The 12,027-nt window shown below is 71.5% G+C and carries 11 protein-coding genes and 1 riboswitch; of the genes, 2 read left to right on the top strand and 9 right to left on the bottom strand.

Annotated elements, in window-relative coordinates:
* Positions 1 to 7 precede the first annotated feature (7 nt).
* The 4 genes from AMK24_RS15845 to AMK24_RS15860 all read right to left on the bottom strand — a co-directional run bounded on the left by AMK24_RS15845 (position 8) and on the right by AMK24_RS15860 (position 4,254).
* Complete coding sequence (locus AMK24_RS15845) at positions 8 to 1,030, bottom strand: C40 family peptidase (RefSeq protein ID WP_073769386.1); 1,023 nt, start codon at positions 1,028 to 1,030, stop codon at positions 8 to 10.
* A 265-nt stretch (positions 1,031 to 1,295) separates the two neighbouring features.
* Positions 1,296 to 2,321: a C40 family peptidase gene (locus AMK24_RS15850; RefSeq protein ID WP_073769387.1), complete on the bottom strand. Its 1,026-nt coding sequence runs from the start codon at positions 2,319 to 2,321 to the stop codon at positions 1,296 to 1,298.
* A 293-nt stretch (positions 2,322 to 2,614) separates the two neighbouring features.
* Complete coding sequence (locus tag AMK24_RS15855; RefSeq protein WP_073769388.1) at positions 2,615 to 3,976, bottom strand: NYN domain-containing protein; 1,362 nt, start codon at positions 3,974 to 3,976, stop codon at positions 2,615 to 2,617.
* A 35-nt stretch (positions 3,977 to 4,011) separates the two neighbouring features.
* A complete protein-coding gene (locus tag AMK24_RS15860; RefSeq protein ID WP_073769389.1) occupies positions 4,012 to 4,254 on the bottom strand; it encodes a hypothetical protein in 243 nt (80 codons plus the stop codon).
* A gap of 193 nt (positions 4,255 to 4,447) precedes the next feature.
* Between AMK24_RS15860 and AMK24_RS15865 the strand changes: the two genes are divergently transcribed.
* Complete coding sequence (locus AMK24_RS15865) at positions 4,448 to 5,197, top strand: rhomboid family intramembrane serine protease (protein ID WP_073769390.1); 750 nt, start codon at positions 4,448 to 4,450, stop codon at positions 5,195 to 5,197.
* A complete protein-coding gene (locus AMK24_RS15870; RefSeq protein ID WP_003969641.1) occupies positions 5,194 to 5,475 on the top strand; it encodes an Lrp/AsnC family transcriptional regulator in 282 nt (93 codons plus the stop codon). The genes AMK24_RS15865 and AMK24_RS15870 overlap by 4 nt, the downstream gene beginning before the upstream one ends.
* 77 nt (positions 5,476 to 5,552) lie before the next feature.
* Here the strand turns inward: AMK24_RS15870 and AMK24_RS15875 are convergent, their stop codons facing one another.
* The 5 genes from AMK24_RS15875 to qcrC form a co-directional block, all read right to left on the bottom strand.
* Complete coding sequence (locus AMK24_RS15875; protein WP_073769391.1) at positions 5,553 to 6,932, bottom strand: aminotransferase class V-fold PLP-dependent enzyme; 1,380 nt, start codon at positions 6,930 to 6,932, stop codon at positions 5,553 to 5,555.
* Between the two features lie 178 nt (positions 6,933 to 7,110).
* Positions 7,111 to 7,228: riboswitch (SAM riboswitch) on the bottom strand.
* Between the two features lie 106 nt (positions 7,229 to 7,334).
* The gene (trpD, locus tag AMK24_RS15880; RefSeq protein ID WP_073769392.1) at positions 7,335 to 8,399 is read right to left on the bottom strand and encodes an anthranilate phosphoribosyltransferase; all 1,065 of its coding nucleotides are present in this window, start codon (positions 8,397 to 8,399) and stop codon (positions 7,335 to 7,337) included.
* A gap of 123 nt (positions 8,400 to 8,522) precedes the next feature.
* The gene (qcrB, locus tag AMK24_RS15885) at positions 8,523 to 10,172 is read right to left on the bottom strand and encodes a cytochrome bc1 complex cytochrome b subunit (protein WP_073769393.1); all 1,650 of its coding nucleotides are present in this window, start codon (positions 10,170 to 10,172) and stop codon (positions 8,523 to 8,525) included.
* On the bottom strand, positions 10,169 to 11,221 hold the full coding sequence (gene qcrA / locus AMK24_RS15890) for a cytochrome bc1 complex Rieske iron-sulfur subunit (protein WP_073769394.1): 1,053 nt from the start codon (positions 11,219 to 11,221) through the stop codon (positions 10,169 to 10,171). Before qcrA ends, qcrB begins: the two co-directional genes overlap by 4 nt.
* Positions 11,218 to 12,027, bottom strand: a complete 810-nt coding sequence (gene qcrC, locus AMK24_RS15895; protein ID WP_003969636.1) for a cytochrome bc1 complex diheme cytochrome c subunit — start codon at positions 12,025 to 12,027, stop codon at positions 11,218 to 11,220. Before qcrC ends, qcrA begins: the two co-directional genes overlap by 4 nt.

Raw genomic sequence — 12,027 nt, forward strand, 5'->3', positions numbered from 1 at the left:
CGTACGGTCAGATCCGGGTGACCGAGGAGACGGGCATCATGCCGACCGGGTCGTAGCGGACCGCGGCGCCCGGGTGGGGGGCGTGGACGACCTGGCCGTTGCCGACGTACATGCCGATGTGGCTGGCGTCGGCCCGGTAGGCGACCAGGTCGCCGGGTCGCGCCTGGGAGAGCGGCACCATGCGGCCGGCGTAGCGCTGGGCCTGGGAGGTGCGGGGCAGGCTCACGCCGGCCTGGGCGTAGGCCCACTGCATCAGGCCGGAGCAGTCGAATCCGGAGGGGCCGTTGGCGCCCCAGACGTAGGGCCGGCCGAGTGCCCGGTGGACGGCTGCGACGGCGGACATCGCGCGGCCGGAGGCGGGGCCGGAGAGGTCGGGCAGGTCCTCGCGCCCGGAGCGCGTGGCCCGGTCGAAGGAGGCGCGTTCCTCGGGCGGCAGCGAGTCGAGCAGCCGGCGGGCCTCGCGGAGCTTGCCCTCCACGGTGCGCTTGTGGCGGGCGACGGCGGCCCGGCTGCGCTCCAGGCCGCTCAGGGCGCGGGTGGCCTCCGCCCGGGTCTGCGCCATCGCGCGCTGGGCGTGCCGCAGCTTGTCCAGGGTGATCGCCTGGCGGGCCCCGGCCCGGTCGAGGGCGGCGGCCCGCTCCAGGTAGGTGTCCGGGTCGCCGGAGAGCAGCAGCGCGAGGGAGGGGTCGAGGGAGCCGGTGCGGTACTGGGCGCCCGCCATCGCACCGAGCCGGTCGCGCATCCGGTTGACGCGTTCCTGGCCGCGGGCCGTGGCGTCCAGGGCGCGGTCCGCCTCGTCGCGCAGCCGCTCCACGCGCTCCCCGGCCGCGTTGAACCGCTCGGTGGCCCGCTCGGCCTCCTCGTGGAGGCGGTCGACGGCGGCCTTCGCGCTCTGCCGCGTCTCCTTCGGGTCGGCGTCGGCCGGCGCCGCGGTCAGCGTCGCCGCCGCGGTGGCGGCGGCCGCCGAGATGACCGTGGTCCGGACGCCTCTCGTGAAGCCGGACTGTGTGCAACGGCGATGGGACACCACAGGTAGCCGCACTCCCTTCCGCTGACGCGGTGGTGCGCAGCCCCTGCCGCCCGGGCGGGCGGACGGAGTCCGGGAGCTGCGCAGCAGCCAGACAGTAATCGGCCGATCACGCGGCGGCCAAGGACCGCGCGGGGGCGGAAGGGCGGCCGGACACGGCCGCCCCGCCGGTGACCTCGGTCTCCGGCGGGGCGGGGGTGTCAGTGCGGCGCTCGGGGATTCCCTCGTTCGGGCGTGCCGTCGCGGGTTTCCCGAGTGCGCTCCGGTGTCAGATGCGGACGCCGAACTGGAAGGTGCCCATGTAGTCCATCGACTCGTAGCGGACGGAGGCGCCCGGCTTCGGGGCGTGCAGGATCTGGTTGTTGCCGGCGTAGAAGCCGACGTGCGCCAGGTTGTTGAAGAACACCAGGTCGCCGGGGCGGAGCTGGCTGCGGCCGATCTTCGTGCCGTCGTTGTGCTGGGTGAACGTGGTCCGGGTGATGTGGACGTTCACCTGGGCGAAGGCCCACTGGGTCAGCCCGGAGCAGTCGTAGGAGTTGGGGCCGGTGGCGCCGGAGACGTACGGCTTGCCGATCTGGGTGGCGGCGGCGGCCAGGGCGGCGGCGCCGCGGTTGGACGCGGGGGCCTCGTTGCCGAGCGCGACCCGCTCGCCGGCGTCGCGGCTGGCGCGCTGCTCCTCCTGCTTCATCTTGGCCTGCTCGGCCTGGGTCAGCGTGTTGAGGAGCCGCTGGGCGTCGGCCAGCTTGGCCTGGTACTTCTTCTTGTTCTCACCGAGCGCCTTGCGGACGTCGGCGAGGTCGCCGAGCTTGTCCTGGGCTTCCTGGCGCTGCTGGGCGAGGGTGCGCTGCTTGGCCTGGATCTTCTGCAGCGACTCCGTCTGCTTGACCGTCAACTGGTCGAGCGCGGAGGCCTGGTCGAGGAAGCTGTCCGGGTCCGAGGCGAGGAAGAGGGCCACGGAGGGGTCGATGCCGCCGGAGCGGTACTGCGCGGTGGCGATCGAACCGAGTTCGGTGCGCAGCGTGTTCAGCTCGGCCTGGCCGCGGGCGACCTTGTCCTGGAGCGCGTCGACTTCCTTCTTCAGGTTGTCCTGCTGCTCCTTGGCGCCGTTGTACTTCTCGGTGGCGGCCTCGGCCTCGTGGTAGAGCTTGTCGACCTTCGCCTTGACCTCGCTCTTGCTGGGCTTGGGGTCGGCGTGGGCGGCCTGGGAGGACAGGGCCACGGCCGCGGCGGCAGTCGCGGTGAGCACGGTCACGCGGGTGCGGCTCGGCTGCTTGGGACGACGGTGGGACGCCACGGAGGCGAGCTCCTTCTTCCTCTGAGCCGCCTACCGGGCTTGTGGGGGAAAGAATCCCCGGCTCCGTGCACATGACGGACTCGGCGGTTCCTTCGCCGTCACCCCCGATGGGTGATCAACCGTGCGAAGGTTCGAGGCCTGACCCTAGTGACCAACTTGTGATCAGTTCAAATCCTCACAGGATTTTTCTCGTCACACGGGGCACTTCTTTACTCTCACCCCACCGCGTGTAGCGGGGACTTGACGGTACGTTCCCAGAAAACCGGCATGTCACACATGCCACCCAAATAACTTCAGACGCGTGAAAGGCGTTTGAGGAGCAGGACGGACGCGACCGGCCGCGCCCCCGCCTTCGCCACGCCGTCCGCCACCTCCCGGTCCGTGGAGACGACCACCACGGGCCGTCCCGGCGGTTCGGCACGGGCGAGTTGGCGGATCACCTCGTCCGCCGTGACGCCGGGCTTGCTGAACAGCACCCGCACGCCGCGCGGCGGGGCGAGCAGCACCGGGGCGGCCAGTTCGGCCCCGTCGAAGACACAGGTCATCTCGGCGCCGGTCTGCGCGGCGAGCACCGAGAGCCCGCCCAGCAGCCGCAACCGCTGCTTCTCCAGCGGCATCTGGGGATAACCGGTCTTGGTGACGTTGTAGCCGTCCACGATGAGGTGGGCCTGCGGCAGCGCCAGCAGTTGGTCCAGCAGGGCCGGGTCGGTCTCCGAAAGGGCTCGGGCCGCAATGTCCTTGGGCGACATCCGGCCCGGCTCCAGCGCGTCCACGGTGTCGGCCGGGTGGGTCGTCGCCGGGGGCAGCGCCAACTCCCGGCGCAGCCCCGACGCCGCGTCCAGCACGGTGTCCAGGAGCAGCCGCAGCCGCATGTCCTCCACCGAGCGGCCCTCGCGAGCGGCCCGGCGGCTCGCCTCCAGCGCCGCCTCGGCCTCCCCCAGCCGCCCCTTGAGCCGCCGCGCCTCGCTCTCCACCGCGGAGAGCTGGGCGGCCGACTCCGTCCGCACGGCCTCGGTCTCGGCGACGCTGCGGCGCAGGGCGGCCTCACCGCGCTTGACCTCGCTCTGGGCGCTGCGCAGCTTGCGGTGCAGGGACTCGGCCTCCTTGCGGGCCGCCTCCAGCTCGGTGCGCAGCCGTTCGGTCTCGGCGCGGGTGTGGGCGCGGGCCCGCTCCAGTTCCTGGCGCAGGTGCTCCAGCTCGCGCCGGGCCTCCTCGTCCGCCCGTTCCGCGTCGGCGCGCTGGACCTCCTCGCCGGCGGCCTCCACCAGCTTGACCCAGCCGGCCGGGCGCAACACGTAGGCGGCCGCCGCCACGTCGAGGGGGTCGGCGGCGGCGGGCGGCGAACCCGCCTCCAGGGCGCCGGCCAGCTCGGGCTGCGACTGGCCGAGCCGCTCCCCGATCCGCTGCCGGAAGGCGGCGTCGCCCTCGAGCGCGGCGGCCATCGCGTTCCCCGCGAACTTCGCCCGCCGGGTCGGGGTGAACCGGGAGTACTGCCGCAGCTGAGGGGGCAGTTCGGAGACGGTCAGGGCGCCGAAGGCGTCCGCGACCAGCGCGATCACCCGCCGCCGCACTCCTTCGGGCAGCGGACGGCCGAGCGCCTCCGCACCGCCGCCGGCCTCATCGGCCGGCCCGGCGCCGCTGGTCGGCTGTTCCACCGTCCGTCACCCCATATACGTGAAGGGCCCGCTCCTCAGGAAGCGGCGCCCGGCTTGTCCACCAGTTCGATCCGGTCCACCGCATTGCACCAACGACAGCGGACCGACTCGATGGTCTCACTGACCACCTCCCGCTCCTCGACACTCGGCTCACCGGCCAGGTCGAGGTGCACGTACTCCACGACCTTGGAGGAACGGGTCACGTCGAAGCGCGTGAGATTGCCGCACAGGGTGCAGCGCCAGCGTGTCCCGTCGGTCGGCAGGGGGACCGTCGTCATCGTTGCGTCCTCTTTCGTCGTCTCCGGGAGTCCGCGCCGGGCGCGCCGCCGCGTCTCCACCTGTCTACGTCAAGGATCTCGCGGTGCGCCGTCGAACTGCGGAAGTCCTGGCGCAACCCTACGGCCTCGCGTATGGCCCCCGGCACGGCGAGGCGCTCCCACGCGTTCCGCACGGGTAGGCCATGCTCGGCACATGATCGAGTGGCGGCGGGCCGGGCGGCGGACCACGGCCGGACGGATCCGGGAGGCGGTGACGTCGGGCGGCGCCCCGGTCGCCCACGGGCTGATCGGCGTCTGCGGGGTGGTCTTCCTGATCAGCCCGCTCTCCGGGTTCGGCGGCGCCGCCCGCGGGGGCGAGGACGCGCTGCTCGCCGCGCAGGCCGCGTACTTCGAGCGGTGGGGCGTGATCCCCGCCGAGCTGTGGGAGGGATCGGCACACGCGCTGCTCACGCCGTTCACCGCGCTGTTCGTGCACGGCAGCTGGCTGCACCTGCTGGGGAACCTGCTGTTCCTGTACGTGTTCGGCGCGATGACCGAGGAGCGCATGGGCAGGGTGCGGTTCGCCCTGTTCTACGTGGGCTGCGGCTACGTGGCGCTGGTCTGTTACGCGGCGGCGCACGCCGACTCCGAGCAGACGCTGGTCGGGGCGTCGGGGGCGATCTCCGCGGTGCTCGGCGCGTTCCTGTACCTCTTCCCCAGGGCCCGGGTGACCAGCCTGTTCCCGTTCCTCTTCTTCCTGCCGCTGCGCTTCCCCGCCTGGATCGTGCTGGTCTTCTGGTTCGCCCTCCAGTGGGCGGCGGCGCAGAGCGCGGGCAGCGGGCCGGGGGTGGCGTACCTGGCCCATGTGGCGGGGTTCGCGGTCGGCTTCCTCTACGCCTGGGGGCTCCATGGGCGGAGAGCTAGAGTGAAGGTTCCAGCCACCGAGGGAGACAGCCAGCCGTGATCACCGCGATCGTGCTCATCAAGACCAGCGTGGACCGGATTCCGGAGATCGCCGAGGCCATCGCCGCGCTGGACAGCGTCAGCGAGGTCTTCTCCGTCACCGGCACCTACGACCTGATCGCCATGGTCCGCGTCGCCCGGCACGACGACCTCGCCGACGTCATCCCCGGCCGGATCAGCAAGATCCCGGGCGTCGAGGGCACCGACACCCATGTGGCCTTCCGTACGTACTCCCAGCACGACCTGGAAGCGGCCTTCGCCATCGGTCTCGACGCGTAGGCGCCCCACGGCGACGCCTCGGCCGGGGACGGGCCGCGCGCCCGGCCCGGTCGGGGCGTCGCCGTGGAGGCCTCTCCTCAGAGCTGCGCGGCCTCGCCGCGGTCCGGGACGCAGCGGCCGTCCTCGGTCCGGTAGTTCCAGCGGGCGCCGTCGCGGACCAGCTCGGAGACCGCGCGCAGGAAGCGGTCGATGTGCTCGTCGGGCGTACCGGCCCCGAAGCTCACCCGGATCGCGTTCAGCGACCTCTCGCCCGGCTCGGCCTCGGGCGCGCCGCACTCCCCCGGCTCCTGCGAGTCGCTGCCGAGCAGGGTGCGCACCAGCGGGTGGGCGCAGAAGAGGCCGTCGCGGACGCCGATGCCGTACTCCGCGGAGAGGGCGGCGGCGAAGTGCGAGCTGTTCCAGCCGCGCACCACGAAGGAGATGACTCCGACCCGCGGCGCGTCGTCGCCGAACAGCGAGAGCACCCGCACCTCGGGCACCTCGGCCAGCCCCTGACGGACCCGGGCCACCAACTCCTGTTCGCGGGCGACGAGGTGGTCGAAGCCCGCCTCGGTCAGGGCCTTGCACGCGGAGGCGATGGCGTGGACGCCGATGACGTTGGGCGAACCGGCCTCGTGGCGGGCGGCGGTGGTGTGCCAGTCGACGTCCACGCCGCCGTCGGCGCGGCGGGCGACCTTGCGGGACGCGCCGCCGCCGGCGAGGTAGGGCTCGGCGGTCTGGAGCCAGTCGGCGCGGCCGGCCAGGACCCCGGAGCCGAAGGGCGCGTACAGCTTGTGGCCGGAGAACGCGACCCAGTCGACGTCCAGTTCCGCGATGTCCACCGGGTGGTGCGGGGCCAGCTGGGCGGCGTCCAGGACGATCCGGGCGCCGTGCGCGTGGGCGGCGGCGGCGAGTTCCTTCACCGGCCACAGCTCGCCGGTCACGTTGGACGCGCCGGTGACGCAGACGAGGGCGGGGCCGTAGGGGTCGCGGGCGGCGAGCGCGCGCTCCAGGGTCTCGACGGCCCGGGCCGGGGTGCGGGGCGCGTTGAGGTAGGTGACCCGGGCGTCGCGCCAGGGCAGCAGGGAGGCGTGGTGCTCGGTCTCGTACACGAAGACCTGGCAGTCGGCGGGGAGGGCGGCGGCCAGCAGGTTGAGGGAGTCGGTGGTGGAGCGGGTGAAGACCACCTGGTCGTCCGCGCGGCAGCCGAGGAACTCCGCGACCGTGCGGCGGCTGCCCTCGAAGAGGTCGGTGGAGAGCTGCGAGAGGTAGCCGGCGCCGCGGTGGACGCTGCCGTAGTACGGGGCGTACGCGGCGACGTCGTCCCAGACCCGCTGGAGGGCCGGCGCGCTGGCGGCGTAGTCGAGCGCGGCGTAGGCGACCTCCCCGCCGGTGACGAGCGGGACAGTGACGTCCCGCCCCAGAACGGGCAGCGGGGCACAAACCGACGGGTCGAGGGCAGCGGTGGGGACAGACATGGCGAACTCCCGTAACAGGCAGGCGAAATCCCCGCGCCGGCGGTACGCGGCAGCGCAAGGAGGGAAAGGAAAGAAGGGTGCGCGGAAGAAGGGCGGGAAGCCCTAGCGCATTCGCTTGCTCACAGAAGGCTCCCTAGGGACCAGGACCCCGGGGGCTGGCATCCGCTGGATGCCGAGGGGCCCGCGCTTGCCGCAGACCTCGCTGCCTACGGCCTGGTCTTCACCCGGGGCACCCCGCCACGGACGGAGGGTTGCCGGACAGCGGGCCGGGGCCGTAGTCGCTGTCACTCATGACCTGCGCAGCATCTTGCCATACCTGGGCGCACGCGCAAGGCGCGGTCCGGATACCGGACCGCGCCCTGTCGCGCACCGCGTGCGCCGGAGGGTCTCCTCCCCGCGGCGTCAGGCGTTGCTGGCCGCCACCCAGCGCTCCAGGGCCCGCTTGGCCGCCCCGGAGTCGATGGAGTCGGCGGCCACCGCGATCTTCGCCGCGAGCTGTTCGACCAGCGTCCCCGCGGCCGGGTCCAGGGCGACCAGGGCCGCCGCCGAGTTGAGCAGGACCGCCTCCCTCACCGCGCCGCCCTCGCCGTCCAGCAGCCGCCGGGCCACATCGGCGTTGTACGAGGCGTCCGCGCCGCGCAGCGCCTCGACGGGGACGATGGGCAGCCCGACGTCACGCGGGTCGAACGCCTCTTCGCGGACCGCGCCGTCCCGCACCACCCAGACCCGGGAGGTGGCGGTGGTGGTCAGCTCGTCGAGGCCGTCGTCGCCGCGGAAGACCAGGGCGGAGTTGCCCCGGGCGGCCAGGACGCCCGCGACGATGGGCGCCATCCGGGCGTCGGCGACGCCGACCGCCTGGGCGCGGACCTGGGCCGGGTTGGTGAGGGGGCCCAGGATGTTGAACGTGGTCTGCGCGCCGAGCTCCTTGCGGGCCTTGGCGGCGTACCGCAGGGCGGGGTGGAACTTCACGGCGAAGCAGAAGGTGATGCCCGCCTCTTCGGCGACCTCGACGACCCGCCGCGGGGTCAGCTCCAGATTGACGCCGAGCTTCTCCAGCACGTCGGAGGAGCCGCTGGCGGAGGAGGCGGCCCGGTTGCCGTGCTTGACGACCTTGGCGCCGGTGCCGGCGACGACGATCGCGGACATGGTCGAGATGTTGACCGTCCTGGCGAGGTCGCCGCCGGTGCCGACGATGTCGACCGTGCGGCCCGGCACCCGGATGGTGTTGGCGTGGGCGTACATCGCGCGGACCAGTCCGGTGACCTCGTCGACGGTCTCGCCCTTGGCCCGCAGCGCCACGGCGAATCCGGCGATCTGCGCGTCGGTGGCCTCGCCGCTCATGATGCGGTCCATGGCCCAGGCGGTCTCCTCGGAGCTGAGGTCCTCGCCGCGCAGGAGCGGGTTCAGGAGGCCGGGCCAGGAGGGGGCCGCCACGCCGTCGCCGCCGCTCGGGGTCACCACGTTCATGGTCCGCTCCAGGGTCCACAGCCGGTCAGGGGAATCGGCTCCACCCTATCCAGCGCCGGGGACCGCGAAGAGCCCCGTCCATCGAATGGACGGGGCTCTCGCGGTGGCGATCAGTTCAGGGGATCAGTGGTGGCCGTGGCCCTCGCTGATCTCCTTGTACTCCTCGGGGGTCGCCTTGGGGATCTGGTTCCCCTCGCCGTAGAACCCCTTGCTGAGCTTGGCGCGCAGCTTCTGCACCGGGGAGATCTTGCGCTTCACGCCGTTCTCGTCGACCGCGGGGCCGAGTTCGAGCGGCTTGTACTGCTCGTGCGCCGTGAGCGTGTGCAGCTGCGCGGGGCTGAGCGGCTCGTGGACCTCCACGAACTCACCGTGCGGCAGGCGCTTGATGATGCCGGACTCGCGTCCGTGCAGCACCTTCTCCCGGTCGCGGCGCTGGAGGCCGAGGCAGATCCGCTTGGTGACGATGAACACGATGACCGGTCCGAGGAAGAAGAAGATCCGGACGAACCAGGTGATGGCGTTGATCGACAGGTGGAAGTGCGTGGCCCACAGGTCGTTGCCGCCGCCGATGAGGCCGACGAAGTAGGCCGTGATCCACGCGGCGCCGAACGCGGTGCGCGTCGGGGCGTTGCGCGGGCGGTCCAGGATGTGGTGCTCGCGCTTGTCGCCGGTGACCCAGGACTCGATGAACGGGTAGAGCGCGATGACGCCGAGCACCAGGCCGAAGGCGACCAGCGGGATGAACACGCCCAGGACGAGCGTGTGGCCCCACAGGTTGATCTCCCAGCCCGGCATCACACGGACCAGACCCTCGGCGAAGCCCATGTACCAGTCGGGCTGGGCGCCGGTGGAGACCTGGTCGACCCGGTAGGGGCCGATGGCCCAGATCGGGTTGATCGTGGCGATCGCCGAGATGACCGCGATGATGCCGAAGACGAGGAAGAAGAACCCTCCGGCCTTCGCCATGTACACGGGCAGCAGCGGCATGCCGACGACGTTCTTGTTGGTCCGGCCGGGGCCCGCGAACTGCGTGTGCTTGTGGTAGAAGACCAGGATCAGGTGGGCCACCAGCAGGCCGAGCATGATGCCCGGCAGCAGCAGGATGTGGACCGAGTAGAACCGGGCCACGAAGTCGTGGCCGGGGAACTCGCCGCCGAACAGGAACATCGAGATGTACGTGCCGACGATCGGCACGGACAGGATCGCGCCCTGGGTGAAGCGGACACCCGTACCGGAGAGCAGGTCGTCCGGGAGGGAGTAGCCGGTGAACCCGGTGAACATGCCGAGCACGAACAGCAGGAAGCCGAACAGCCAGTTGATCTCGCGCGGCTTGCGGAAGGCGCCCGTGAAGAAGACGCGCATCATGTGCACGAACATGGCGGCCAGGAAGATCAGCGCGGCCCAGTGGTGGATCTGCCGCACGAGCAGACCACCGCGGACCTCGAAGCTGATCTTCAGGGTCGAGGCGTACGCCTCGGACATCCGGATGCCCTGCATGGGCTCGTACGGACCGTGGTAAACGATCTCGCCCATGCTCGGCTGGAAGAACAGCGTCAGGTACACACCCGTGAGGATGATGATGATGAAGCTGTAGAGCGCGACCTCACCGAGCATGAAGGACCAGTGGTCCGGGAAGATCTTGCGCATGTTGGCCTTGGCCAGGCCGTAGATGCCCAGCCGGCCGTCAGCCCAGTCGGCGACCCGCTCGCCCGCCGGGGCCTTGCGCCCGCTCGCCGGTTCGGCGGCGGAGGGGTTTGTCGTCGCAGTACTCATCCGCGCTCCCAGAAGGCAGCACCGACGGGCTCGTCGAAGTCGCCGAGCGCCTCGAGGTTGCCCTCGCTGTTGACTCCGATCCGCAGCTGCGGAAGGGGGTGGCCGGCGGGACCGAAGATGACGCGAGCGCCGTCGGAAAGGTCGAAGGTGGACTGGTGGCACGGGCAGAGCACGTGGTGCGTCTGCTGCTCGTACAGGCTGATCGGGCAGCCGACGTGGGTGCAGACCTTGGAGAACGCGACGATGCCCTCGTGGGCCCAGTCCCGCTGGCGCTTGTCCTTGATGTCGTCCGGCTCGATGCGGACGAGCATCAGGGCGGCCTTGCCCATCTGCGTCTGGAAGTCGTGCGCCTCCGGGTCGAGCCCCTCGGGCATGGCGAAGGTCAGCGACCCGACGGTGATGTGCTCGGGGCGCAGCGGCTTCATCGTGTTCATGTTGATGAGCTGCTTGCCCTCCGCCCAGAGGGTCTTGCGGAGCTTCTTCTCCGGCAGCGGACCGAGGTCGCGCAGCAGGACCACGCCGGAGAGCGGCACCAGGGCCAGCGCGCCGAACATGGTGTTGCGGATCAGCTTGCGACGGCCGATCGCGGACTCCGCGGCACCGGCCGCGAAGTCGGCCATGACCTGGGCCTTGACCTCGGGCGTCGCCTCGATCGGGTGACGGTCGTCCGCGACCTCGACGTCGGACATGAGGGTGCGCGCCCAGTGGACGGCTCCCGCGCCGATGAAGAAGAGCGCCGCGCCCAGGGTGAGACCCAGGGAGAAGTTGAGCGCGCTCACGTGGCCGAACGGCCAGATGTAGACGATCTTGTCCACCGGGAAGATGACGTAGGAGGCGATGAAGCCCACCGTCGCCAGCATCGAAAGGGTGAACATGAACGCGACGGCGCGCTCGGAGCGGTTCGCGGCGCGTTCGTCGAGGTCCTGGATGCGCGGCTGGTGGGCCGGCAGCCCGGGGTCGGCGAACGGGTCGTCCGCACGCTCCACCGCGCCGTGCGCGGTCTCCTGCACAACGGGCAGGTTGTCTTCTGGAATCTGTTGGCTACTCATGACTTCTTGGCCTTAGCGGTGTGGGCCGCGACCCAAACGGCGACTGCGACGAGCGCACCGAGTCCGAAGATCCAGGCGAACAGGCCCTCGCTGACCGGGCCGAGACCGCCGAGGGCCAGACCGCCGGGGCTCTCCGTCTCATCACCGTTCACGGTCTCGATGTACGCGATGATGTCCTTCTTCTCCTGCTCCGGCATCGTCGTGTCGGGGAAGGAGGGCATGCTCTGCGGGCCGGTCTGCATGGCCTCGTAGATGTGCTTCGGGCTCACACCTTCGAGGTCGGGTGCGTACTTGCCCTCCGTCAGGGCTCCGCCCTTACCGGTGAAGTTGTGGCACTGGGCGCAGTTGGTGCGGAACAGTTCGCCGCCGTTGGCGACGTCCGCGCCCGCCGGGTCGACCTGCTTGTCGGTCGGCGTGATCGGACCGGCGCCGAGCGACGCGACGTACGCCGCGAGCTGGTCGATCTCCGCCTGGCTGTAGATGACCTTCTTCTTCGGTACCTGGGCGCCCGGCTGCTGCGCGGGCATACGGCCCGTACCGACCTGGAAGTCCACGGCGGCGGAGCCCACGCCCACGAGGGACGGCCCGTCGGTGGTGCCCTGACCGCCGGTGCCGTGGCAGCTGGCGCAGCCTACGGCGTAGAGCTTCTTGCCCTCTTCGATGGCGAGGGACTGGGCGGTTTCATCGGCCTGCGCCTTGCCCGCAGGCGCAAACGCGGCGTACAGCCCCCCGGTAGCCGCCAGCGCGAGGAGTAGTACGACGACCGCCGCCAGCGGATGGCGTCGTCGTGCGGAGAGCTTTTTCAC

It is taken from the genome of Streptomyces sp. CB02366, from assembly GCF_001905905.1.
GTDB lineage: Bacteria > Actinomycetota > Actinomycetes > Streptomycetales > Streptomycetaceae > Streptomyces.

What these genes read in the sequence shown, in the direction of transcription:
- qcrA (WP_073769394.1), bottom strand. Translation starts at nt 11,221, where the DNA reads ATGAGTAGCCAACAGATTCCAGAAGACAACCTGCCCGTTGTGCAGGAG.
- AMK24_RS15860 (WP_073769389.1), bottom strand. Translation starts at nt 4,254, where the DNA reads ATGACGACGGTCCCCCTGCCGACCGACGGGACACGCTGGCGCTGCACC.
- qcrB (WP_073769393.1), bottom strand. Translation starts at nt 10,172, where the DNA reads ATGAGTACTGCGACGACAAACCCCTCCGCCGCCGAACCGGCGAGCGGG.
- trpD (WP_073769392.1), bottom strand. Translation starts at nt 8,399, where the DNA reads ATGAACGTGGTGACCCCGAGCGGCGGCGACGGCGTGGCGGCCCCCTCC.
- AMK24_RS15875 (WP_073769391.1), bottom strand. Translation starts at nt 6,932, where the DNA reads ATGTCTGTCCCCACCGCTGCCCTCGACCCGTCGGTTTGTGCCCCGCTG.
- AMK24_RS15865 (WP_073769390.1), top strand. Translation starts at nt 4,448, where the DNA reads ATGATCGAGTGGCGGCGGGCCGGGCGGCGGACCACGGCCGGACGGATC.